17 protein-coding genes are annotated in these 26,486 nt (G+C 47.0%); 11 read left to right on the top strand and 6 right to left on the bottom strand.

Going from position 1 to position 26,486, the window contains the following annotated elements; genetic code table 11:
• Nucleotides 1–259 precede the first annotated feature (259 nt).
• From E2R66_RS08920 to E2R66_RS08910, 3 genes are all read right to left on the bottom strand, one after another.
• Nucleotides 260–1,390, bottom strand: a complete 1,131-nt coding sequence (locus tag E2R66_RS08920) for a TIGR03364 family FAD-dependent oxidoreductase (protein WP_133228890.1) — start codon at nt 1,388–1,390, stop codon at nt 260–262.
• Nucleotides 1,387–2,703: a DUF5690 family protein gene (locus tag E2R66_RS08915; protein ID WP_133228888.1), complete on the bottom strand. Its 1,317-nt coding sequence runs from the start codon at nt 2,701–2,703 to the stop codon at nt 1,387–1,389. Before E2R66_RS08915 ends, E2R66_RS08920 begins: the two co-directional genes overlap by 4 nt.
• A 137-nt stretch (nt 2,704–2,840) precedes the next feature.
• The gene (locus E2R66_RS08910; RefSeq protein WP_133228886.1) at nt 2,841–3,419 is read right to left on the bottom strand and encodes a helix-turn-helix domain-containing protein; all 579 of its coding nucleotides are present in this window, start codon (nt 3,417–3,419) and stop codon (nt 2,841–2,843) included.
• A gap of 168 nt (nt 3,420–3,587) precedes the next feature.
• On the opposite strand from E2R66_RS08910, the gene E2R66_RS08905 reads away from it, so the two are divergent.
• The 10 genes from E2R66_RS08905 (at nt 3,588) to E2R66_RS08860 (ending at nt 21,245) form a co-directional block, all read left to right on the top strand.
• Nucleotides 3,588–4,157: an HD domain-containing protein gene (locus E2R66_RS08905; RefSeq protein WP_133228884.1), complete on the top strand. Its 570-nt coding sequence runs from the start codon at nt 3,588–3,590 to the stop codon at nt 4,155–4,157.
• A 195-nt stretch (nt 4,158–4,352) separates the two neighbouring features.
• Nucleotides 4,353–7,676, top strand: coding sequence for a SusC/RagA family TonB-linked outer membrane protein (locus tag E2R66_RS08900; RefSeq protein ID WP_133228882.1), 3,324 nt, complete (start codon nt 4,353–4,355; stop codon nt 7,674–7,676).
• A 35-nt stretch (nt 7,677–7,711) separates the two neighbouring features.
• On the top strand, nt 7,712–9,286 hold the full coding sequence (locus E2R66_RS08895) for a SusD/RagB family nutrient-binding outer membrane lipoprotein (RefSeq protein WP_133228880.1): 1,575 nt from the start codon (nt 7,712–7,714) through the stop codon (nt 9,284–9,286).
• A 75-nt stretch (nt 9,287–9,361) separates the two neighbouring features.
• A complete protein-coding gene (locus tag E2R66_RS08890) occupies nt 9,362–10,453 on the top strand; it encodes an alkaline phosphatase family protein (protein ID WP_133228878.1) in 1,092 nt (363 codons plus the stop codon).
• A 25-nt stretch (nt 10,454–10,478) separates the two neighbouring features.
• A complete protein-coding gene (locus tag E2R66_RS08885; RefSeq protein WP_133228876.1) occupies nt 10,479–13,223 on the top strand; it encodes a bifunctional YncE family protein/alkaline phosphatase family protein in 2,745 nt (914 codons plus the stop codon).
• Between the two features lie 61 nt (nt 13,224–13,284).
• Nucleotides 13,285–14,094 (top strand): glycerophosphodiester phosphodiesterase family protein, encoded by an 810-nt coding sequence (locus tag E2R66_RS08880; protein ID WP_133228874.1) that lies wholly within the window; start codon nt 13,285–13,287, stop codon nt 14,092–14,094.
• Nucleotides 14,095–14,201: 107 nt separating this feature from the next.
• On the top strand, nt 14,202–15,812 hold the full coding sequence (locus E2R66_RS08875; RefSeq protein WP_133228872.1) for a tetratricopeptide repeat protein: 1,611 nt from the start codon (nt 14,202–14,204) through the stop codon (nt 15,810–15,812).
• 275 nt (nt 15,813–16,087) lie between these two features.
• Nucleotides 16,088–18,862, top strand: a complete 2,775-nt coding sequence (locus E2R66_RS08870; protein ID WP_133228870.1) for a TonB-dependent receptor — start codon at nt 16,088–16,090, stop codon at nt 18,860–18,862.
• A gap of 29 nt (nt 18,863–18,891) precedes the next feature.
• Nucleotides 18,892–20,154 carry a right-handed parallel beta-helix repeat-containing protein gene (locus E2R66_RS08865; protein ID WP_133228868.1) on the top strand — a complete coding sequence of 421 codons (1,263 nt, stop codon included), beginning with the start codon at nt 18,892–18,894 and terminating at the stop codon, nt 20,152–20,154.
• A gap of 71 nt (nt 20,155–20,225) precedes the next feature.
• A complete protein-coding gene (locus E2R66_RS08860) occupies nt 20,226–21,245 on the top strand; it encodes a phytase (RefSeq protein ID WP_240049269.1) in 1,020 nt (339 codons plus the stop codon).
• Nucleotides 21,246–21,312: 67 nt separating this feature from the next.
• On the opposite strand, the gene rpiA is transcribed toward E2R66_RS08860, so the two are convergent.
• Nucleotides 21,313–22,008: a ribose 5-phosphate isomerase A gene (gene rpiA, locus E2R66_RS08855; RefSeq protein WP_158288364.1), complete on the bottom strand. Its 696-nt coding sequence runs from the start codon at nt 22,006–22,008 to the stop codon at nt 21,313–21,315.
• Nucleotides 22,009–22,220: 212 nt separating this feature from the next.
• On the opposite strand from rpiA, the gene E2R66_RS08850 reads away from it, so the two are divergent.
• Nucleotides 22,221–24,686, top strand: a complete 2,466-nt coding sequence (locus E2R66_RS08850; protein WP_133228862.1) for a glutaminase family protein — start codon at nt 22,221–22,223, stop codon at nt 24,684–24,686.
• 276 nt (nt 24,687–24,962) lie between these two features.
• Here E2R66_RS08850 and map read toward each other — a convergent pair whose 3' ends face one another.
• Together map and E2R66_RS08840 are read right to left on the bottom strand one after the other, a co-directional pair.
• Nucleotides 24,963–25,727, bottom strand: coding sequence for a type I methionyl aminopeptidase (gene map / locus E2R66_RS08845; protein WP_133228860.1), 765 nt, complete (start codon nt 25,725–25,727; stop codon nt 24,963–24,965).
• Nucleotides 25,728–25,839: 112 nt separating this feature from the next.
• Nucleotides 25,840–26,214: a hypothetical protein gene (locus tag E2R66_RS08840; RefSeq protein WP_133228858.1), complete on the bottom strand. Its 375-nt coding sequence runs from the start codon at nt 26,212–26,214 to the stop codon at nt 25,840–25,842.
• Nucleotides 26,215–26,486: the final 272 nt, after the last annotated feature.

The following is a 26,486-nucleotide window of genomic DNA, read 5'->3' as shown; positions in this document are numbered from 1 at the left end:
CTGCCCCGGGCGGCGTGGATGCTAAGCTGATTGCTTTGCATGCGGGGAAAAGCCTGCCGCTGAGTAATTGAATAATGCGCTGATTTTCAAATGATTGTTCGCTAATGATGCGACTGCTTTTTTGCAAAGATACCACATAGTGACAAATGTAATGGTGGCAAGATTTTGACACCATTGTAAAATTTTCAAACTATTGATTATAAGGAGTTTAAATATGTTCACGGTGTTCACGGAGCGGCGCGTGAACACCGTGAACATTTTAACCGTGCTTCGCGGCGATAATTTGCTCGCAAAGGCCGAAGGAGAGCGTCATGCCGTTGCCGCCAAGCCCGTTGATGATGGTTACGCCGGGTTCTGCATCCAACACCAGTTCGGTTTGGCCGGTGGTCATTTTGGGTAATATGCCGTGCCAGGTTTGTATAACTCGGGTATCTTTAAAGTTGGTGAAAGTTTTTAAGTAAGCCAATATCATTTGGTTAATAAAATCCTTATCAAAGGGGTCGTGCACCAGGCCATACTCATGCGAATCGCCAACGGTAAGTTCGCCCAGGTGGTTCTGCGCGGCCATTACATGTATGCCCCATTTAAGATATTCGGGGTACTCCTGTTCATAGCGGCTGCGCAGGGCGGCTATTGCAGGTGCAGCATGGAAACCGGGGTAATGCACCATGCTTAAACTGCCGCAAATGGCAGGGCCAATGCGCCAGTCTTCGGGCTGCGCTGCCAGCCGCATCATCTGCAGCTTGCACTTGGTTATTTTGAACGAACTGAAAAGCTCGGGATACAGCGTTTCAAAATCGGCACCGCTGCAAACGTATATCTCATCGGCCTGCCAGCTACTATTACCGCTTACTACGGTATTTTGCTGCACATGGCTTATAGCGGTGTTCCAATTGAACTTAACGTCGTATTTATCGGCCAGGTGCTGCGCAATCTTGCCGATGGCTACGCGTGCCTCTACAATCATTTCGGCACTGCTCCATAATGCGCCCTTTAATCCGTTTGGGTTTACGGCTTCTGATTTAGCCAAAGTTTGTTGCGGACTAAGCAGTGCACAATCGCGGTAGCCCTGGTTCATGTCGGCATATTGCTCCATTACAGCCAGTTCGTCGTCATGATAGGCAACGTGCAGAGAGCCTACCTCATCGTGCCATATGCCGGCTTCCATACAGGTTTGTTTCCATATGCTGCGCGATAAAATGGCCCGTTCGAATAGCGGCCCGTTTGGCTGCCCTATTGGCCACACCATACCAAAATTACGGATAGATGCGCCTACGGCACGTTCGTTACGTTCAAAAACGGTTACCTCGTAACCGCGTGTGGCAAGGGCACGTGCGGTGGCCAGGCCTACAATGCCGGCACCGATTACGATTGCTGATGGGATACTCATAAAGTTACGATATTTGAGGCTGCATCGGCCACTGCTTTATTGCGGGCCGAGCGGTAAAAATACAGGAGTGACAGTAAGCCGCAAACGCCGCCTACGATAGATACAACAATGGCACCTTCCTTAAAAAATTCGGCCCAGCTGATGGTTGGCCTGCCAAGTTCTTTAACCAGCAATACGCTTACACTGCCCAGGTACCCTATAGAGTCGGCCAGGTAAATTAAAAAGCCAACATTGCTTTTATAATGGAAGGTAGCTATCAGGCGTTCGAAAAATATGGCGTTGTAAGGCACATACACAAGGTATAAGCCAAGGCCAACCATGGTCATCCACGCAATAGGGCTGATGATGTTGTGCGAAAACATTACTGTTGAACCACCCGCCAACAAACAACCCACAATGATCATGAGGTGGATGAGGCTGAACGCCCGCAGGTTCTTTTTTACGAGGATAAGCAAGCTCATGGCTGCCAATACAATAACAGATATTTGTGTGTCAATCCGGGCGTAAATGGTGCGGTCTGTTATGCCCAGGCTGTTCCATATCTCTACGTTAAAGTTGTCGCGTATATCGCGCATAATGGTTATCAGTACATAAATAAAAAGCGTAAGTATAATGCCTGGTAAGAAACGGGCAATAAACTGTTTACGTTCCAGCTTAGTCATGGGCAGCCGCTCGGTGCGCAGCGCGATATCCTCCGGCGTTTGCGGCGGCATCAGCTCCAGCATCATTACAAACAAAATAAGCGGTAATACAAACAGCGCCCCTGTTGCAAAGGGCATATAATATTCGTTTACATGGTAAACGAGCATCAGTGTTTGTCCTACCGTTTTTACGAAACCCGAACCAAAGATAAAGCTGATAGAAAGCACTGCAGCCATAAACTCTGTAGAGCGGCGACCTTCGAGGTAGCCAAAAACCAAGCCCCATATCAGCCCGAGCGGGAAACCGTTAATAAAAAGAAAAATGATATTATAAGGCGCAGGCGTAACCGCAAAAGCCAACAGTGCCAACCACGAAACGCCAACCAGCGCCAATATGGTTATGCCGCGTTTCGCGCCCCGTATTTCGGCAATAAAGCGGATGCCGTAAAATTTGCTCAGCATGTAGCCAAAAATTTGCGCAATTACCAGCCATACCTTATAATCGATATGCCAATATTGTTCGCCTAAAAATGTGCCGGCAGTAAACGCTTTGCGAAAAGCGTACATAGAGGTGTATGCCCCGAAAGCCGCAATTGCCGCCAGTATAGATATGAGCCAATAAGGCCAGTTAGCTACTTTTGCTTTTAGTTGAGTAACAATGGGTATGGCCATTTTTAGGGATGCTATATTTTAGAGCGGACAAGATCATCAAAAACATTGAGATTTTATAAATCGCCCATATTGTTTAGCAAAACTAAACTATGTTTATTAATAATAAACTAATTTTAAGTTAAGAAATCTTAAACGGTCTATGCCTTTGCCTCAAAGAAATAGACGACCAGCATGCATGCCTTTGTGGTGCCTGTGTTTTTTGGCGTATGCGGTATGCGCCCATCAAACAGCATCGAATCACCTTCGGCAAGCGTGTACGATTTTTCGCCGAACTGGTATTCTATGGTGCCGGAGAGGACGTACTTATACTCGTAGGCCTCGGTTTCTACCTGCGGGCGGTGCGCATCTGGCTGCAGTTCCAGTATCACAATATCTACCGTAGAACTTTTTATCGACTGGGTAAAAATGCGCTGGTAGTGGAAACCCTCGGCATGCTCTTTCTCGAAGTGCTCATAATCGGCCTTACGGCGGACGATGAGGGGGGAATTGCCGTCGCCTGAGTGGATGTCTTTAAAAAAAACATTCATATCTATCTCCAGCGCCTTAATAATATCTATCAGCACAACCAGCGAGGGGATGGTGCGGCTGTTTTCTATCTGCGAAATAAGGCCCTTACTTACGTTGGCCCTTATGGCCAGTTCCTGTACGGTTATGTTTTTCTCGCGCCGCTTATCTTTTATGCGGTTACTGATCTGTATCAGTACGTCATCTTCCATGCTGAATGCTGCAATTGTTTGTTGAACGCTGGAAAAGTAGATAATATAATTAAAGGAGGCAAGGTATTTAGCTTATTTTAACAACTCCTGCGTTTAACAAATTATATCATGAAGACTTAATTTTGCCATAATATTAAAACCCGTTACTTTGGCCATAAACATGCCCCTATGCCTACAGAAATACGCACCCCCGAAGAAATAGTAGACGAAGTTTTTGCGCTGTACGAATTACACGGTAATGAAGATTACATCGGCGAGCCGGTTTCGCAGTTAGAACACATGTCGCAAGCTGCTGCCCTCGCCGAAGCGGAGGGCTACGATGCAGAGGTTATATTAGCGGCCTTTTTTCATGATATAGGGCACTTATGCGCTACTGCCGAGAGTATGGCAGGCATGGGTAATGTAGATCATGAAAAGCTGGGGTCTGATTATTTGATCGAACGGGGCTTTTCGGCACGTATGGCTAACCTGGTAAACGGGCACGTAATAGCTAAGCGCTACCTCACCTATAAATACCCCGAGTATTACGATAAACTTTCGCCGGCCAGCAAAGTTACCCTCAGCTTTCAGGGCGGCGTAATGAGTGCTGCCGAAGCAGAAGCTTTTGAGCAGCACCCCGATGCCGAACTTATTGTGCGTATGCGTTACTGGGACGATGAAGCCAAGCTGGAGCACATCCCGGTAGATAACGTTGCACATTTGAAACAGCTTGCGCTTGCCCACCTGCGCCGCAATTAAAACGCCATCCTTGGCGGCATGTTAAGTTTTTATCATGCCGCTATCATATAATTGTTACCATCTCCCCTTGTGCTTAATCCTAAGTACACAAAGTGATAAAGTTTAGTTAATGTAAACTTAGTTTATAAATAATAAACAAAGTTTAGTATTGCTCTCACAAAAACGACAACTTTTCACTCCAAAAACAATTAATTAATGAAACAGATTTACAAACATTTAAAGGCCGTTTTAACGGTTGTAATGTTTTGTTTGCTGCCCGGCATGTTGCTGGCGCAATCAAAAATTACAGGTAAAGTTACCGATGAAACACAGCAGCCCTTACCGGGGGTTACCGTGTCGATCAAAGGCACCCAGCAGGGTACGGTAACAGATGTAAACGGTCATTACAGCATCAACGCCGCAAAAGGCCAGGTTCTGATTTTTAAATTTATAGGCTATGCAGCGCAGGAAATTGCCGTTGGCGATGATGCTGTATATAACCTAAACTTCAAAGCCGAAAGCAAGGTACTTAACGAGGTAGTAGTAACCGCGTTGGGTGTAAAGAAAGAGACCAAGAAATTGGGCTACTCGGTACAGGAAGTGCGTGGTGCCGACCTGGTGAAGGCACGCGAGCCGAATGCTATCAATAGCCTTACCGGTAAAGTTGCTGGCTTAAACATTGGTATAAACCAGGAGTTACTTGCTGCACCAACCGTGTTGCTGCGTGGTTCGCCGCTTGATTTTTATGTGGTAGATGGTATCCCCATCAACTCCGATACCAAAAACATATCGGCAGATGATATAGATACCTATACTATATTAAAGGGCCCAACCGCTGCTGCTTTATATGGTAGCCGTGGTATAAACGGTGCTATTTTAATAACCACCAAACGCGCAAAAAGTGCTACCAAAGGCTTCACTATCGAGCTTAACTCCAGCACCCAGTTCAACAGGGGCTTCATTGCTATTCCTAAAGTACAGAACAACTACGGTGGTGGCGATAACGACAAATACGCATTTGGCGATGGCGCCGGCGGTGGCGTTAACGATGGTGATTACGATGTTTGGGGCCCAAGGCTTAACGCAGGTTTGATGTTGCCACAATACGATGGCGAGTACGACCCAACCAAAACCTACGTAACCACATTTGCCGATGGTTCTACCTTTACAGGCCACATTAAACCAACCCCATGGGTTGCCCGTGGCGTAAACAACCTTGAAGGCTTTTTGCAAACAGGTTTGCTAACCAGCAATAACTTAAGCATTTCTTCAACTTCGGATAAATCAACCATTAGGATGTCGGTTACGCATGGTTATCAGCGTGGTATTACGCCAAATACCGGTTTGAATACCGTTAACTTTAACTTAATGGCCAGCTACAACCTTACCAAGCAAATTAAGGTTGAAGGTAACCTGAACTACAACCGCCAGTACACAGATAACGTACCGGATGTAAGCTACGGCCCAAACAGTATTATCTATAACGTTGATATATGGACTGGTGCCGACTGGAACATCAACGATATGCGTGATTACTGGCAGCCTGGTAAAGAAGGTATCCAATCGAAATTCGTGGAGTATAAACGTTACCATAACCCATGGTTCCAGAGCTACGAATGGACACGCGGCCATTACAAAAACGATATCTATGGCTGGGGTTCGTTTACTTACAGCCCTACTAAAGATTTCGACATTATGCTGAGGAGCAACATCACCACTTACAATTTGTTGAGGACAGAGAAGGAGCCATTTTCGGCACACCCTTATGGAGATGAGCATGGCCATGGTAACTACCGCGAAGACCGCCGCGACATCTTCGAAAACAACACCGACTTAATTGCTAAATACAATTTAAACGATATCGCTAAAACAGGCATCTCGGTTAACCTTTTGGCTGGTGGTACCTTGCGCAATCTTAAATACACTTCAACCTTCGTATCAACAGATCAGTTGCTAATACATGATGTGTACACGTTCCAAAACACCATCAACCCGCTTAGGGCTTATAACTTCGGCTCAAGCCTAATCACTACCAGTGCTTATGCATCTGCCGACGTCTCATACAAAAATTACTTCACTATATCTGCAACAGGCCGCAGCGAGAAATCATCTGCACTGCAAAACCAGTCGTACTTTTATCCTTCAGTTAGTATTGCAACCCCTATTTCTGATTACGTGAAACTGCCCGAAGTGATTTCTTTCCTGAAATTACGCGCCAGCTATGCTAACGTAAAAAGTGGCGGTACATCTACTTACATTGGCCCTGCCGGTTACCCTGTTGGCTACGGCGATGCTTACCAAACTACCTATGGCGGCCCTAACTACCAAACCGCACAGCCAGCCTACTCGTTGGGTACCTCTTACGGTAACGTTACCGCAGCTTATGCACCAACTACAGCTATAAGCCCGGCTATTAAACCATACAGCCGTACCAACTACGAAGGTGGTTTGGAGATGCGTTTCCTGCACGACCGATTAGGTTTTGCAGGTACTTACTACCAGTATAAAGATGGTCCGCAATTGTTCTACCAACAATTGTCTGAAACCAACGGTAGCGCACAAACTTTAGTTACCAATGGTTTATCAACCAAACGTACCGGTTACGAGTTCTCTATTAACGGCAGCCCTATTATTGGTGAAAACTTCAAATGGGATGTGTTGATGAACGTAGGTACTTACAAAGAAGTTTACGATTCTTTTGCAGAAGGCCAAACCGGTATCGTATCGGGCGACCAGGTTTTTGTAAAAGGCGACCGTGTTGATAAATTATACGGTAAATACGAAGCCATGACCCAGGATGGTAAAGTGATACACGATGCATCGGGCTTGCCAAGGTACTTGCCAAAATCGCAATACTTGGGCAACGCCGACCCTGACTTTAGCTGGGGTATCAATAACAAATTCCGTTACAGGCAATTTACGCTATCGTTCCAGTTTGATGGTATGGTAGGTGGTAAAATACAGGATAGGGTTTACCGCAAGCTTGTTGAAGGCGGCCGTGGCCAGGTTACAGACGAAGGCGTTATTGGCGCGGCTCGTCTATACGAATCGCAGCACTGGGGCGATCCGGGCTTTAAAGGCGCAGTTTACAGCGATGGTACCCCAATATTGGGTCATGATGGCGTAACCCTTGCACCAGGCAGCCCTGCCATACAGTTCGACCCATTGACAGGCGTTATCTCTAACTACAGCCAGCTGCAATTCGTATCAAACACTACTCCTGTAAAATATGTGCAGGATTACGTAAACAACTTCTACAACGACCCACAGCATACCGTTATCAGCAAAACTTACGCAAAGCTGCGCGAAGTTGTAATTGGTTACTCGTTGCCAACCAACCTGGTAAAGAAATTATCATTATCACGTGTTGAGTTCTCTATCGTAGGCCGCAACCTGCTGTATTTCTTCAAACCAGGGTACAAAGATATCGACGTTGACCAGTATCCGGGCCGTAACCAGCTTGGCCAAACCAACCTGGAGTACAACCTGCAAACCCCAACTACCCGTAGTTTCGGTTTCAACTTAAACGTGGTTTACTAAGCGATAAAGTATCACCAAACAAAAAGAAACATTACATGAAATCATTAAAAATAACTATAGCCTCTTTAGCCATCATTGTAGCGGCATCGGGCTGTAAAAAAGAATTCGACCAGGATGTGCAAAACAAAAACCAGCCTGTAACAGGTTTGTCGCCGGCCTTGTTGCTCCCAAATATCGAGACGGCTATTTTTGAGTCGGCTTACAACCAGGTAGAACGCCAAAACCAGTACACGGCTTGTAATTATACTTATTATGATAACAACAAGTATTGGACAGGCAGCACCGGTTTAGATTACAGTAACCTGAACAACGTTGTTGCGATGGAAACAGAGTCTAACAAGCTAAACGCTACGCTATCTAAGCCATACCTGGCGCTTGCCAAATTTTTCAGAGCTTATTTCTTTGTGAGGATGACCATGAAGGTTGGCGATGTGCCAATGACCGACGCTTTGAAAGGCTTAGACGGCCTTACGCCTAAGTACGATTCGCAAAAGCAAGTGTTCATCAATGCTTTGGCTTTGTTAGAAGATGCTAACAAAGACCTTGGCGAAATGAATGCCGTAAACAAGCTTACTACCGGTACTTACGTGGTTGATAGCAAATACGATTTCTACTTTAGGGGCGACCTTACCAAATGGCAAAAAGTGGTTAACGCTTACCGCCTGCGCGTGCTGATTAACCTGAGCAAGAAAGCAACAGATGCTGAGTTGAACGTAAAAGCGCAATTCGCGTCAATCATCAACAATCCAACAAAATACCCTTTGCTGAGCGGTATGGATGATAACCTGCAATACGTTTATGATGGCGTATTCAGCATATACCCAAACAGCCCGCGTAACTTTGGTAACGATGCTACACGTTATAACATGGCTGCTACTTACCTTAACACGCTTGCATCTTTAAACGATTTGCGTGCTATGAAGGTGGCCGAGCCTGCACGTGGCCTTGGTTTTGGAGATACCGATTTCCGTTCATTCGTGGGCGGCGCTTCGGGCCAGGATCAAAGTACTATGACTAACCTGGTACAGGCTGGTAAAATATCATTGATTGGCCGTCACCGTTATTACGAAACCCTAACCGGCGAAAACACCTTTATCGTAGGCTATCCCGAAATGTGCTTTAATATTGCAGAAGCAATAAACCAGGGCTGGGTTACCGGCGATGCCGAAGCATGGTACAAAAACGGTATCTATTCCGATTTTGGCTTCTACGGTGTAAACGATGGTGCTAACACGGTTACTTTCCAAAAAAGCGGTGGTTTATTAGGCGATGACGTATCATACCCTGTTACTTTTAGCTATGCTACCTACTACGCGCAGCCAGCTGTTAAATACGCGGGCAACACTGCCGATGGTCTTAAGCAAATCTTAACCCAGAAATACCTGGCATTTGCCCGTAACTCTGGTCAGGAAGCTTATTACCAATGGCGCCGCACAGGTATCCCGGCATTTGATATCGGCCCGGGCAACACCGATGGTGGTGTTATCCCGCAGCGTTACCAGTACCCGGCTAACGAGCGTACGGCTAATGCAACCAACTACAATGCAGCAGTGCAAAGCCAGTTTGGCGGCAAGGACGATATTTACCAGGCCCTTTGGATAGTTAAATAATTTAATACCCCATATAATTAAGCAATGCAGCAAGGCAGTTAGTAATAACTGCTTTGCTTGTTTAAAAAAAACACCATGAAAAAACTCGCATTTGTATTGCTGGCAGCTTTGGCCGTATCGCCGGCTATGGCGCAGCGGAAAACAAAAAACCTCATCATTGTAACGCTGGATGGTATGCGCTGGCAGGAAGTTTACCGCGGTGCCGATTCGGCGCTCATTAATTCCAAATTCACCAATGATAAGGAGGACGTAAAGAAAAGATACTGGGCCGCAACCCCGCAGGAACGCAGGGCAATCCTGTTCCCGTTTTTATGGAACACCGTGGCAAAGCAAGGCCAGCTATACGGCAATCGCGATGCAGGCGGTAAAGACGAAATTGCCAATCCCTATAAATTTTCTTACCCGGGCTATAACGAAATCTTCACAGGTTTCCCGGATGTGCGCATGAACACCAACGACCCTATAGTGAATCCCAACATGAACGTGCTGGAGTACATCAACAAGCAAAAGGGTTTCGAGGGTAAAGTAATCGCGTTCTCATCATGGGAGCGTTTTCCGCAGATTTTGAACGTAAACCGTTCGGGCTTGCCGGTGTATTCAGGCTATTCAGGGCTGAAGAATGCCGATGCCAACGCGCGTTTAAAATACCTGAATGAGTTGCAGCAAAACGTACCGCACTATGTAAACGACAGCACCCGCTCAGATTTTGTTACTTATGAGTACAGCAAGGAATACCTGAAACAGTACAAACCGCGCGTATTGTTCATGTCGTTCGACGAGACAGACGATATGGCCCACGCCGGCAACTACAAATCGTATTTGGAATTTGCAAAGCAGGAAGATGGCTTCATTAAAAACCTTTGGGAAATGGTACAAGCCGATCCCTTCTACAAAAACAATACAACGCTCATCATCACCTGCGACCATGGCCGCGGCTATGCGCAGTTGGATAGCTGGCGCCATCACGGCTCGGATGTGGTGGGTGCAGAGCAAACCTGGTTTGCGGTTATTGGCCCGGACACGGCCCCAACAGGCGAGGTGCTTACCGGCACCACTTACCACAAGCAATTGGCCCAAACCATGGCACTATTGCTCGGCCTCGATTTTAAAGCCAATGCCGGCCACGAGGTTGGTGATGCTATAAAAAGCGTTTTAACAGGTAAATAACAATTAAATTAAATATTTTAGAGGTATGGGTTTAAGAATAAGATTTTTGTTGGCGATAGTATGGTTTTGCCTGCCAGTGCTTACGTATGCGCAGCAGCAAGTAAATATTTTACAAGTGCCTGGCCTTGGCCAGTATTGCAAAATAGATACAGCTGGTATTTCTGTTTTGCCAAGCGGACGGTTTATAACGCCTGCCGGTAAAACCATTCGCATCACACATGATCCTTTCGGATTATCCATATCTCCCGACGGCAAAAAAGCGGTAACGCTGCACAATGGTGTACTTACGCTGGTTGATATCGCAACAATGAATAGCGTAAGGGTGCCATCGTATGACAAAAAAATTGCTTCCCCTCTACCTAATGGATCGTTTTTAGGCGTTGCGTTTTCGCCCGATTCAAAAACCTTGTACTTAAGCGGCGGCGATGATGGCGCGGTTATACGATACGATGCCGAAAGATTTATCAAAATCGATTCGATATCATTGAACGGGAAAGTTGGGGGTAAAAACTATGAAGATAGCTTCACTTCCGATTTGCTCTATAACCCAGCTAAAAACGAGTTGTTAGTTTTAGATAGGGGGAATTTCCGTATGGTACGTATCGACTTGGCCACAAAAAAGCTAACAGCATCTGTAAACGTAGGGAGGCAGCCTTTTGGGCTGGCGTTGAGTCCTGATAAAAAAGTGGCGTTTGTGGCAAACGTGGGCATGTATGCTTATCCGCTGATAAGTGGTGCCAACCCTAAAAATGCCGATTCGATCATGATTTCCAGGCACCCTTATGGCGATAATACCAAACAATCACGGGAAGGTACAGTAGTTGAAGGCAGGAAAATTCCTGGGGTGGGCAGCCCAATATCGCCAGACGCAATGAGTGTTTTCACCATCGATTTAACAACGAATAAGGTAACCGATAAATTTAAAACCGGCCACCAGGTTGGTCAGATGCTGGAGGATGCTGAAGTTACCGGCGGCGCCAGCCCCAACTCTATAGCCGTTGGCAGTAATTATGCTTACGTAACCAACGCCACAAACGATAATATCACCATTATCGATTATAAAAACCATAGGTTGTTGGGAGATATACCCATCAAGGTAGATGCCCGGATCGATAAATTTCGCGGCCTGTTGCCTTTTGGTATCAGCCTGAGTAAAGACGAAAAAACACTGTATGTCGCACTTTTGGGTTTTAATGCCGTAGCAGTGATTGATATACCTTCACGGGTTACCAGGGGACTTATCCCTACCGGCTGGGGTGCTTCGAGGGTTAAGCTCTCTGCCAACGAAGATGAGTTATACATTACATCGTGCCGTGGATATGGAGCCGGGCCAAACGGGGGAGCTGGTTTTGTTGCGCCGCCGCAGGGTACTTATATCGGCGATATCCAGTTAGCCACCTTTCAAAAAGTTGCTATGCCTAGTGCCGTGCAACTTGCGGCATATACCAAACAGGTTATTGATAATACGTTTGCAAGCAGCACCGTCAATGTTGCTACTAACAACCCATTGCCCGTACTTCCCGGTTCATCGGCCACGCCCATTAAATATATTGTGTATATCACTAAGGAGAACCGCACGTACGATGAAGTTTTAGGGCAGATGCAAAACGCTAAAGGCGATACTACGCTGGCTCGTTTTGGCGTGCATTGCGAGTACACCCTGCCTGATGCTACCCGCGTACAGTTTCCTAACCTCAATGTATCACCAAACCATATTAAGGTTGCTGGCCAGTTTGCTTTTAGCGATAATTATTATTGCGATAGCGATGCCTCTATTCATGGCCACCACTGGATGATGGGCGTTATCCCTAACGAATGGGTAGAAGCCAACTCCGATGTTAGTAAAACCGCTAAACTGTTTTCAAGCGCTCCGGGCAGACGGTTCCCGGGCTCTACAGGCAGTATGGATCCTGAAGATTATGCCGAAACAGGAGGACTTTGGGAAGCACTTGAACGCAAAAATATAGGTTTTTACAACTTTGGTGAAGCCAACGAAACGGCCCACGTGCGCGAAGATTGGGAAGATACCAACACTGGCGCTGCCCATATCGTGATGGTGCCTATGCAAAAAGCTTTATTTACCCGCACCAGCCATAACTATGCAGGCTTTAATACCAATATACCCGATCAGTTTAGGGTTGAACAATTTAAAAGCGAGTTTACCAAAATGTGGATAACAGGCAAAAAGAAGATGCCTTCGCTGATAACCATGCAGGTACCCAATGACCATGGTGCTGATATCAGGCCAAAAGATGGCTATCCATATAGAGAATCGTATATGGCGGATAATGATCTGGCTGTAGGGCGCATACTCGATTTTCTGTCGCATACAAAATACTGGAAGAACATGCTGGTAATTGTCACTGAAGACGACCCGCAGGGTGGTGTGGACCATATTGATGCCCATCGGTCAATACTGATGTTAGCAGGCCCGTATGTGAAAAGAGGTTATGTAAGCCACACCCACGGCAACTTTGGGTCGATACTTAAAACTATTTACAATATTTTAGGCGTGCCTTACGTGAATCAGTATGATGTAACTGCTTCTTTACTGCAGGATTTTTTTACCGATAAGCCAGACTTTACACCATACACCTATGTGGACAGCGATACCCGCATCTTTGATACTAAAAAAGCCATGGCGCGCTACAGCAAAAATATCAATTGGCGAAAAATTAAAAAAAGCATTGATATGGATGATGAAGACCGGGAACGCGAAGATCATTACAAGCAAAAAGGAAAAAAGACATCCGGCACCATAGTTAACTAACAAACATGCCTGCAAAGCCCGGTTTTAGCCGGGCTTTGTTCATTAAATTAAACCACTTATCATGAAATTTTCTCCCATAGCTACGGTGGCCATTGCGGCTGCATTAATTTGGCTTAAACCCAATTCGGTTCCTCAATCAAAACATAATTTTATAGTGATTGCCCATCGCGGCGACCATGTAATTTATCCTGAGAATACCCTGGAAGCTTATCGCGAAGCTATAAAAAACGAAGCTGACTATATTGAGATAGACCTGCGCACTACAAAAGACAGCCAGTTGGTGAGCATGCACGACGCCACGGTGAACCGGATGACTAATGGGAAAGGAGCGGTAAACAGTTTCACGCTGGCCGAATTGCAGCAACTTAAATTAAAGGGTGGTGATAGCGTGAATACCTATCATGTACCAACATTTGTCGAAATACTAAAGCTGGCAAAAAACAAAATCAATATCTACCTTGATTTTAAAGCTGCCGACCCGGCCGTTGCCTATCAAATGATACAACAGTACCATATGGAAAAACAGGTATTGGTGTACATAAATAGCGCAAAACAGTTAACCGGCTGGCGTAAGGTTGCACCGAAAATGCCGCTGATGCTGAGCTTGCCCGATAGTGTTACTACAGTAGATGGCATGAAAACATTCATCGACAAGTACCGGCCCGATTTACTCGACGGCGATTATGGCCAGTACAACCCGGATATGCTTGCCTTTGCCGCTACCCGCGACATTCCGGTTTGGCCGGATATACAAAGCGCCACCGAAGGCACCGCCGACTGGAGCAAAGCTGTGAAGACGGGTTTTAAAGGTCTGCAAACAGACCACCCCGCAGCGCTTGCTGCATTTTTAAAGCAGCAAAAATTGCGTTAAAACGTCTAGGTTTACGACCGCTATTAAATAGCAGGGGCTTTAACGATAAATTAATACTATTTTAGTTTATTTGCTAAGCCCCTTGTTTTGCTAATACGGGTTTCCCAATGCTTAGAGTTTTTTATCCCCTGGCCTTCGTTATCAGCATGATGTTGTGCGGTAAACTTTGCGCGCAAGACAAGGAAATAGCGGTCGCCGCGCAAATAAGTCAGCAGCACCCCGATTCGGCACTTATTATACTCAAAAAGATATCCGCTGGTGCTATAGAACGTAAAGACGGCCTTACAGAAGGGATGTGTATGCAGCAAATGGGCCAAATTTGCTATAACCAGGGCCACTATGCGCAGGCTTTAGAGTATTACCTGCGGGCCGACAAGATTTTCAGCAGCGATAATCACCCCGACCTTCAAGCCGCCAACCTTGGCCAAATGGGGGTATTCTATTACTACAATAAGCAACTGGGCAGGTCGCGCGCTATGTACAATAAGGCGCTGGCCATCTACCGGCGAAACAATAACATGGTAGGCCAGGCCGGTATTTTGGGCAACATAGGGCACTTGTACGAGAAACAGCACCGTTATGACAGCGCTTTTTATTACCAGAACCTCGCCCTTAAGAACTATACCCAAGCCAATTACAAAAAAGGTGCAGCCAAGATATACGAAAACCTGGGCAGCATTTACGAGGATTTGGCCAAATACGATTCGGCCTACGCCAGCTTTAATAGATCGCTGCAGCTGTACAAGGAAGAAAATAACGAGGTTGCCTCTATAGAGGTAGTGAATAATTTAGGCGATATACTGCGAAAAACCGGGCATTATGCCGAAAGCATTATGGAAACCAGAAAGGCGATGGCTCTTGCCCAAAAAACGGGCAATACTTACCAGCTGGCCTCTTCTACCAAAGACCTCGGTAAGGCCTATCAATTGATGAACCGAATGGATAGCGCCTTTCACTATGCCGAGCTCAGTCGTAAGTACTCGCTGGAAATTTACTCGAGGGAGGGTGCAAATCAAACCGCCTTTTTGCAGGTGCTGTATGATATGGATAAAAAGAGCAACGAGATTACCCGGCTCAACAATATCCGTAAGGTAAATTATATCATTACAGCAGCCGGGGTTATTGTGTTGTTGTTGGTGGTGGCTTTGGGCGTAGTGGTGTTTAGCAGGCAGCGACTAAAGATAAAAGATCAGCATGCCCTGGCACGCCAAAAAGAGGCCGAGCACCAGGTGATGCAATTGCAACTGGAAAATCAAAGGCTGGAAGAGGAAAGCCTTAAACAACAGTTGGAACTCAAAGGCCGCGAACTATCCAGCCATACGCTCAACCTCATCCGCAATAATCAATTGCTTGAGCAGATGCGGAGCACGCTGCAGGCCATGGTAAAAGATGATAAACGCGACCAGAAAAAGCAGATGCAGCAGATAATCCTGCAGATAAACGATAGCTTTAACCATGAGCAGCACTGGAAAGAATTTACGGCCGCTTTTGAGCAGGTGCACCAGCAGTTTTTCGAGAACATCAAAAAATACAGCAGCGATCTTACTTCTGCAGATATGCGGCTGATTGCTTTGCTGCGCATCAACCTCAGCTCTGAGGATATCGCCACGCTGCTGGGCATCTCTACCGATAGCCTTCGGGTATCGCGTTACAGGCTCCGTAAAAAGCTCAATATAGGCCAGGGCGACAACCTTACCGCCTTTATTCAATCTTTGTAACAGCGTTGCAAAAACCTCCCATACAATCTATATTAACTCGATCCGTGATACTTAACATTAAATTAATGTAACGGTAATGTAATGGTAATGGAGGTTTGTTATTAAATTAAGTATTTGATTTTCAGTTATTTACAGATTGTTGTTGCTTTTGTGTTTACACCTGTTGTAACGCTGTTGCCTTTCCGTAACCCCTAAAGTTTTTTTAATCGATGCCCGTAGTCCAACTTTGCAACATCCAAAAACAGAGTCAATAATTTGTACAAAACGTATCGAAAATGAATAAACTTTTATACCTTTTTATTCCGTTCCTTTTTTGCGCAGCAATAGCGAACGCAGCTAAAATAAAAGGCCACGTTTACGACAAGAAGTCGGGCGAGGCCCTGGTGGGTGCCACCGTGGTGCTTGAGAAAACAGGCAAGGCTACCAGCACCGGGCTGGATGGCTCCTTCGAAATAAAGGATGTGGAGGCTGGTCCGGCAACGCTCCGCATATCTTATATCACTTACCAAACCGTTGTTCAGCAAATTGTAGTGAGCAAGGATATGGACCACGTAAAAATCTACATGGAATCTGCTTCTAAAGATTTAGGCGAGGTGGTGGTAAGGGCCACTACAGGCGGCTCTAACGACCGCGATGCCCGACGCATTGAGCAGAACGCCACGCAGGTGATGAACATCGTTTCGGGTCGCGCCATAGAGATATCGCCGGATTTAACCGTGGCCAATGTGATCCAGCGCGTCTCAGGTATATCGGTAGAGCGTAACAGCAACGGCGATGGCCAATACGCCATTTTGCGTGGTATGGATAAACGCTACAATTACACCCTGGTAAACGGCGTGAAAATACCGAGCCCGGATAACAAATACCGCTATGTACCGCTGGATCTGTTCCCGGCAGATTTGCTGGACAGGCTGGAGGTGTACAAAACCCTTACCCCGAACTTAGAGGGCGATGCCATCGGTGGTTCGGTTAACATGGTGATGAAGAACGCGCCGGATCATTTTCAGGTGAACGCCAACATCGCTACAGGTTACAGCCAGCTGTTTTTCGATCGCGATTTCACCAGCTTCGATGCTTCGGGCATCAACCGCAAATCGCCTTATGAATTGCATGGCCGCACTTACACTGCTACTCAGGCCGATTTCACTAAAGGCACGTTGGATTACACTTCCAAAAAACCTGCTCCTAACGTTATCGGTAGCTTATCTTTAGGCCAGCGGTTCTTCGATAGCAAGCTGGGCGTTATCATTGCGGGCAGCTACCAGAATACCTACCGCGGCAGCAACAGCACGTTCTACAACTCAGCCGTAAACGGAACCGACGCTTATGCCGTTATCACCAGCAAAAGCTACCGTCAGTACTCCGAGCAGCAAACCCGCCTGGGCTTGCACGGCAAAGTTGATTACGCCTTCGATAAAAACAACAAGCTGAGCTTATACAATGTATTCGTAGATCTGAAGAACCAGCAACTACGCGATGCCGTAAGCACATCTTACAACGGGGTTTACGACCCAACAGCAGGCAACGCCGAACTTACCTACGATACCCGCAGCCGTTTAACCGAGCAGAAGATATACAACAGCACCCTGCATGGCGATCATAAGCTTTTTGGCGATAGGTTTAAGATACAATGGTCTGCCGTTTATTCAACTGCCCAGAACGAGGTGCCCGATAATACCACCATCAGTCTGAACGGCCTGCGCCAGGGTTTCGTGGAAAAACGCACTTCGCTGGTGAACACTTCGCCGGTAAACCGCCGCTGGGAACGCAATACAGACGAAGACAAAGCGGGTTACTTAGACCTTACCTACACCGCGCCAATAGGTGGCGTAAAAGTAGATTTTACCGTGGGCGGTCTTTACCGCGATAAGCAACGCAGCAGCTTCTTCAATAATTACACACTTGCGCCAACTGCCGCCAACGCGGGCTTGCAATACGGCGTAGATTTTAACAACTACACCGACCTTAGCCTGGTAGTAAGCAACCCAACGGGCGCGGTAAGCAACCCGCTTACCTACGATGCTTCTGAAAAAACCAGTGCCGGTTATGGTATGTTCAAATTTACCACAAACAACCTCGATGTAATAGGCGGTGCCAGGGTAGAGCATACCGACCAGGGATACAACCTGTTGTTCCCGGCGGGCGAATCAAAGCCTAAGGGCAGCCAGGTGTACACCGATGTGTTGCCAAGCTTAACTTTAAAATACCATTTAACCGATAAATCGCAGTTGCATGCTTCTTACTACAAGGCACTTAACCGCCCCGGTTTTTACGAAATTGTACCAAGCAAGGTAGTAAACGAAGAATACCAGGAACGCGGTAACCCGAACTTAAAACGCGCCCTGGCCGATAACTTCGATTTACGATACGAATTGTTCCCTGGGGCATCTGAGATATTGCTGGTGGGTGCTTTCTACAAAAACATCAAAGACCCTATCGAGTACACTTTCCAGGCAGATGCCGTGCGCGGTCAGGATATCTACTACAGCCCGGGCAACTTTGGTACAGCTAAGAACTACGGTGCTGAGGTGGATTATATCAAGTTCTTCAATAAAATAGGCGTTAAGGCAAATTACACTTATACACATTCGCGTATCACCACGCCAAAAACATCCCGGAGGATAAACGCCACCACCGGCGATATTGAACCGTTTTTGGTAGACCAGTCGCGCCCGCTTTATGGCCAGTCGGAGCATATCGCCAACATGTCGTTATTGTATAAAGACACCAAAAAAGGCTGGGATATACAGGTGGCAGGTGCTTACACTGGTCCGCGTATCAACACCGTATCGCAGTTCCTCAACAACGACCTGTGGCAGCAAGGTGTCATCCAGATGGATGCATCGGCCGAGAAGAGGTTCAAGAGCGGTATCAGCATATTTGTAAAAGCAGGCAACTTGCTTAATACGCCAACCAAGCTTTTCATAAAAGGAACCAATCCCGAGAACGACAAGCTGATGGAGAATATCGTTTCAAACGGTCGCACCATTATCCGCAGCGATTACTACGGCCAAACCTACCTGCTGGGTTTGAGGTATAAATTCAACTAACATTTACATCTAAATAAAAATATATCGATATGAAATTTAAACTGATTATAGCAACATTTGCAGCATCGGCACTGATGTTCAGCAGTTGCGAAAAGGCCAATATAGATGTTGATACAACGCCGGGGGATGGTTCTGCCATTGGCGAGGTATCGGGTGTGTGGCAAAGGGGCAGCACCCAGGTGATCAAGGGCGACATCATTATCCCCGAAGGGAAATCGCTTACGATAGAAGAAGGCGTAACCGTTTTGATGGATACGCTTACCAAACCCGAAATTGTGGTGAAAGGCAACCTGTATTCTTTAGGTACTGCCGATAATCCGGTAAAATTCACGGTGAACGAATTGTATAAAACCCCGGCCAAGAAATTCGGGAAGCTTTGGGGCGGTATATTGGCAGCGCAGACCTGTGCGGAACTGGTGCTGGACCATACCATCATCGAGTACGGCGGCGCAACTACATCTGATGCTTCCACTTCGGTGAAAATGGGTTTGTATAAACAGAAAGCTGGCGAAAACCTGCCTGCCTTGTGGTTTTCTAACGTAAACGGCAGGCTGGTAGTGCAAAACAGCATTTTTCGCAACCTGCAGGAAGACTGCACCTACATAGAGGGTGGGAAAATTATATTTGCAAACAATGTATTTTACACCACCGGCGTTACCGGCGGCGAGGCCATGAACTTTAAATCGGGATGTTTGGCCGATGTTGCCTATAACCTGGTTTACAGTACCAACACCAACGCGCTCAAATTATCTAACGCAGGCGACCATACCCCGCAGGCTTATATCATTGCCTACAATAATACCATGGTTAACACAGGCTGGAGAAGGCCTACTGCAAAAGGCGGTTCAATCTGGTTGGAATCTACCGTGCGTGCCGATCTGTATAATAACCTGTTTGCCAATACCCGTTTCGGCGTAAAACGCGACCCTAAGAAACCTGAGGATGCGCGTTCTAAATACAGCAATAACTGGTACTACGGTTTCGACCAAACTACTGTTAACCAGTTCCAGCCTGGGAAGAACGATGTGATAGCCGGAACCAACGATGTAAAAGGCACAGTAGCCGGTGAGAACGACCCTAAGTTTGTGAACTTCCCGCTGGATAACCCGGTGACCAGTCCGGATTTTAACACTGCCTGGGATTTTCATTTGCAGGGTGTTTCGCCTGCGCTCACCAAAGGTACTACCGCTTTCACCCGCCACCACAAGGCCGGCATCACCATGGCTAACGGTATTACTTACGTATCGCCACAGCCTGCAGTATTCGTAGGCGCATACGGCACAAAATTGTAAGCATGACTGTTAAGTTTTTAAATAGGGTCCTGCCGCTCCTGCTGGTTTGCAGCGGAGCGTGTGGGCAACCCATGAAACCGAAAGCAGGCACGCAAAATGGCGATGCTGCAATAGTAAAACCTCTTTTTGTAACTGAGCCCGTAAAATATGATACCGACGACCCTGCTATTTGGGTAAACCCCGCCGACCCGGCCAAAAGCCTGGTGATTGGTACCGATAAAAACGAAGACGGCGCACTATACGTGTTCGATTTGCATGGCAAAATAGCGCAGAGCAAAGTGGTAAGGGGTTTGAAACGCCCAAACAATGTTGACCTTGCCTACGGCCTGATGCTGAACGGCAAAGCAACCGACATTGTAATAGCCAGCGAACGCATGACGCATAAGTTGCGCATATTTTCGCTGCCCGATATGCAGCCCGTAGATAACGGCGGCATAGAGATATTCGAAGGCGAAACAGGCTTCGAATTCCGCGATTTGATGGGGATATCCATTTACACTGCCAAAGATGGCCGCATGTATGCCATAGCTGGCCGCAAAAACGGGCCAACCACAGGCGGTTACCTTTGGCAATACTTGCTCGGCGACGACGGCAGCGGGCATGTAAAAGCCACGCTGGTGCGCAAGTTCGGTATCTATAGCGGCAAAAAAGAGATAGAATCCATAGCAGTTGATAACGAGCTGGGCTATATTTATTATTCCGACGAGCAAACAGGCGTAAGGCAATACTACGCCGACCCGGAGAAGGGTGATGCCCAACTGGCCATATTTGGTACCAGCGGTTTCGCTGCCGACCATGAGGGGATATCGATTTATAAACTCACAGATTCAACGGGCTATATCCAGGTATCAGACCAGGGTGCTAACCGTTTCCAGGTGTTTAGTCGCGAAGGTACGACGCAAAACCCCTTTGAGCATAAGTTGCTTAAAGTGGTGAATGTAGCCGCGAGCCAAAGTGATGGTTCTGATGTGGTGAACGTGCCGTTGGACGAGAACTTTAAACACGGGCTATTCGTGGTGATGAGCGACGATAAAACTTTCCACTACTATCGCTGGGAAGATATAGCAGGCAAGGACCTGAAAGTAAAGTAAACAACCTAAACCATAATGCGCGTTGTCGGTCCCTTAAGGGATCGCAACGCGCATTATGGTTTACAAATTATTCCGCATGTCGGGGTATGATGACGGATATACCATCCGGCCCGGCAATAAGCGCTTTGGAGGCCATACGGTAAAACAGCGAATGCTCAACTATCCCAGGTATCATCTTAACCCTCGTGTTCAGTTCGCTCAGGGGCGGTAATTCATTAAAATAAATATCAACCAGCAAATTGCCGTTATCAGAAATAAGCGCGCCGTCTTTCTGGCTACTCATGCGCAGGTTTAAAGATGTAGGCGAAAACTCATCCTTAAGGGTTTTCAACACGATTTGAAGTGCCGCTGGCAGCACTTCTATCACCAACGGATATTTGGTGGTCAGCTTGTCGCTGAATTTTGAGGTGTCGCCCAATAAGATGAACTCGTCGGCCATAGAGGCCAGTATCTTTTCTGTTGCGTGGATACCGCCGCCACTTTTCAGCGCGTTAAGCTGTGCATCAAACTGGTCGCAGCCATCGAAATAAACTTCAAGGTGATTAAGGTACGCAGGTGATTTAAAGTTGAGGCCACGCCCGGCCAGCAAACCAGCAGTCTTGAAGGAAGAGGATGCAAAGGTTAGCGAACCCGCAAGCGCGCTGTCGGCTGCCAGCATATCAACCAGATACGCAATGGTTGCCCCTGCGCCCAGGCCAACGGTTTGGCCGGGTTTTATGTTTCCTACCGCTGCTTTTGCAGCTTCCAGTTTATAATCAGTCATGCATGCAATATAGGGAGGAGGAGCCGGATAATGAAATAGTGAAGGCAAAACTGCCCATGATTTATGCCATCCCTTAAATGGTAAGTTTTGCATAGTTTACATGGCGTTCAGGATGCAATTGATACGAATAGTCGAAAACTTGATACGAAAATGCGGCGCGGTGCAAGTCCTGTGAGTTATTTTTACCCTTTCAATTATAAACGCTTTTTACTATGCATCTATCCAATAAATTAAAATGCCTCGGTTTGTTGGCGTTTTCCTTAGCTATCGGCCAAACGCAGGCGCAGGACAGGAGAGCTCCTTCATACCCGCTCATTACGCATAACCCCAATTTCAGCATCTGGAGCAATACCGACCAGCTAAATGCATCTACCACCACGCACTGGACAGGGTCGGATCATTCTTTATTGGGGATGATTAACGTAGATGGCAACATTTACCGTTTTTTGGGTAAGGAGGAAGTAAAGTACCAACCGGTGCTCGGTACTTCAGACGAAACGCCCTATACCGTTAAATATACTGAAACGGCCCCGCAAGGTGATTGGACCTCGGCAGCTTATGCGGCCGGCGATTGGAAAGCCGCTCCTATGCCGCTTGGCGATAACCCGAGCACGGTAAAAACGCTTTGGAAAACGGATAATATTTGGGTGAGGCGCGCTTTTGCGGTTGCCGATGTAGCCAGTATAAACGAGCTGTTTTTGAAGATAGACCACGATGACAACATAGAACTATACCTTAACGGGAAGAAAATTTATACCAAAACAGGTTGGACAAGCACCCTGCAATATTACGCCATCAGCAAGGATGACCTGAAGGCTGGTGACAATATCATCGCGATCCATTTGGCCAATACTGCGGGGGGGCGTTTCCTTGATTTTGGGTTGGCGGATAAGCTTAAGGAAAAAGGCAATAAAGTACAGATAGCCGACCAAAAGAATGTGGACGTTACGGCCACCCAAACCATTTGTAATTTTACCTGTGGCCAAGTTGATTTGAAGCTCACGTTTACCTCGCCATTGCTGATCAGAGACTTAAACCTGTCATCGCGCCCGGTATCTTACATCACCTACAGCGTAGCCGCAAACGATGGCAAAACCCACCAGGTGAAAGTGTTCCTGGGTGCATCGTCGGATATTGCGGTGTTCCGTCCCTCGCAGCAGGTATCGGCTAAAAAATATGCTACGGCAGCTTTGTCGGTACTTAAAGTGGGTACGGTAGAGCAAGCCATACTGGGGAAAGGTGCAGACGATATGCGAATAGATTGGGGCTACTTTTACGTTGCGGCACCTAAAGCTGGAGGCGCGGTACAATTTATTACCCCTGGCAGCAACGCTGTAGATGCTTTCAGGAACGGCGTTGTAGCATCGACCGCATCCACTGGTAGATCATTATCCTTGAATACAGTTATCCCATTCGGCGCGGTTGGTAAAACGGCGGTGGAGCGTTTTGTGGAGCTGGGTTACGATGAGATATATTCGATACAGTACTTTAAAAACAACCTGCGCCCCTGGTGGAATTCATCTGGTAAGGCCACCATGGATGGCCAGCTAACCAGCGCGTACAACGAATACAAAAAAGTAATGCTGCAATGCGCGGCGTTCAATAAGGAAGTGTATACAGCGGCACTAAAGTCGGGCGGCAAGGAATATGCCCACCTGTGCGTATTGGCTTATCGCCAGAGCATAGCGGCGCATACATTGGTAAAAAGCCCCAAGGGCGAAATACTGTGGCTATCTAAAGAGAACAACAGCGGTGGCTTTATCAATACAGTGGATGTTACCTACCCATCGGCCCCGCTATACCTCCTATACAACCCCAAACTGCTGCAAGGCATGCTGAATGGTATCTTCTATTTTAGCGAGAGCGGCAAATACCCGCACCCTTGGGCCGCGCATGATCTGGGAACTTACCCGCTGGCCAACGGCCAAACCTACGGCGAGCCTATGCCGGTAGAAGAATCGGGCAATATGATTATCCTGACAGCGGCTATAGCCAAAGCCCAAGGCAATGCCCAATTTGCAAAGCTGCACTGGAAAACCCTGAGCACCTGGGTGGATTATTTAGTGAGGGAAGGCCTGGACCCTAAAACACAATTATGTACCGATGACTTTGCCGGCCACCTGGCCCGTAACGCCAATCTTTCGGTGAAAGCGATAGTAGGTATTGCCTGCTATGCTCAAATGGCGCAAACTTTGGGTTATGTTGATACTGCAAAAAAATACCGGGCAATTGCCGAAAGTATGGTGCCCAAATGGATAAAGATGGCAGATGCCGGCGACCACTATGCGCTCACCTTCGATAACAAAGACACCTGGAGCCAGAAGTATAACCTGGTTTGGGATAAGGTTTTGAACCTGAAGCTTTTCCCGCAGCGGGTGTACGATACCGAAACAAAGTACTATTTAACCAAACAAAACAAATTCGGCATACCGCTGGATAGCCGCAAAGCCTACACCAAAAACGATTGGATATTGTGGACGGCCACGTTCGCCCCAACCCGCGCGGCGTTTGAGGCCCTGGTAAAACCAGTGTACAGGCACGCCATAGAAACCGAATCGCGCGTTCCGCTGAACGATTTTTACGACTCCAACACCGGCATCCGCGATAACTTCAAAGCCCGCAGTGTTGTTGGTGGTTTTTATATGAAGCTTTTATTAGATCAATTGAACGGGAAGTAATCAGGGAAAGCATTTTAAACAATACCCGGACAAAGGGCTTGTGCGATTCCCCTCTTGAGAGGGGGGAGGGGTGTGTTGGCGTCTATCACATGGTGGCGAACACACCCCTGCCACCACACAAGTCAGCCCGCCCCCTCTCGAGAGGGGAACGCAAAACCTAAAACGATTTCCTTCGTTAAGTAACCCATTACTGAAACCCAATCCAAAAAACGTCAACAAAGTAAAAGCCGCCCTGATATTCAAGGCGGCTTTTACTTTGCGCGGATTATTTTAAAATCAATCCCAAATTCCGTTCTGCGCGGTAAATATTACAGGCTGGCCACCGGTTACCAAAATGGTATGCTCGTGCTGGGCTACAAAGCCCCCTTTGTTGCCGCATAGGGTCCAGCCATCAGCCTGTTTTTCGGCAATGGTTGATTTGGTGGAGATGAATGTCTCTATCGCCACTACCGAATTCTTGCGAAAACGGGTAGTGTTGTACTTATCGCAATAGTTGGCAATTTCGTGTGGTTCTTCGTGCAGGCTGCGGCCAACGCCGTGGCCGGTCAGGTTTTTGATAACGGTATAGCCGGCTTTTTTGGCTTCAGTTTCAATCAAACGGCCAATCTCTGAAATCCTTACGCCGCCTTTAATATTGTCGATAGCTTTTTTTAAGATGTCTTTAGAGGCCTGTACCAATTTGCCATGGCCATGGATATCTTCGCCCAGTACGAACGAGCCGCCATTATCGGCCCAGTAGCCGTTCAGCTCTGCCGATACGTCGATATTGACCAGGTCGCCTTCCTGCAGTATTTTATCTACCGAAGGCATACCGTGCGCGGCTTCCTCGTTAACGCAGATGCAGGTATAGCCGGGGAAACCATAAGTTAACTTAGGGGCCGAATTTGCACCCATCTGCGCCAGCAATTCGCCGCCGTAATCGTCAAGTTCTTTGGTGGATATACCCGGTTTGGCGTATTCGCGCATCTTGCGTAGCGTAATGGCTACGGCATCGCTGGCTTGCTGCATGCCAACTTTTTCGTCTTCGGTAGTTATCGACATTGTTTAATAATTTACGGCTGCAAAAATAACGATTTATAGGTTGGGCATGGTTTGCGGAACGTCAGTTTATCAGGTTAGCGTATTAAGTAATACAGGCAATTGTACAGGCAGTTTAGTGGGCGCCGTTGCCGAGTGTTTTTTGTGTATAGAAATTATCTATAGTGTTTCGGCATAAATATAGATACCAAAAAACGGAAACGAATGCCAAAATATTAAGGATAAACGTTGCTGTTTTTAAGCTCTCTGCAAACGGTAAAACCTGTGCGCATAGCTCCAATAACAAGGGACTAAAATGCAGCAAATCCATCCGCCGGAATTGGTAGCCCGGCCGGATAGTCGTCAATACATAAAAATAGAGAAGTGGCCCAAGCGCCAGCGAAAATTGTAGGGGTAGGCGGCTCCAAACAGGAGAGTGGCTGGCCAGCCCGATGTCTGTTCCCAATAGCCTTGTTAACCACAATGCAGAGACAACGAGTGCGGCAGCCAAAAAACGGTTTGCGGCGCGGTTGGCTTTACTGGCAAGCCATAACAGAAACGCAAGCGTACAGCCGATGGATAGCAACCCAAAGAAGGCGGTATCGTAAAGGGTTATATGTAGAGTATAGGGCTGCAAGTGAAGGGATTGGTGAGCTTAAACGTATTGAATGGTTAAGTTATAAAGATTAACGGAGATTGGAAGGACATAATCCAGCACCCTGGATTACGCTACCCTGATTTTTAAAAAGAACTTGCCCGTCCCATCAATTCCTTAACCCCTTC

This window comes from Mucilaginibacter psychrotolerans (assembly GCF_004519315.1).
Taxonomy (GTDB): domain Bacteria; phylum Bacteroidota; class Bacteroidia; order Sphingobacteriales; family Sphingobacteriaceae; genus Mucilaginibacter; species Mucilaginibacter psychrotolerans.
Note: the sequence above shows the minus strand (reverse complement) of the source record. Positions and strands in the feature narration are given on the sequence as shown.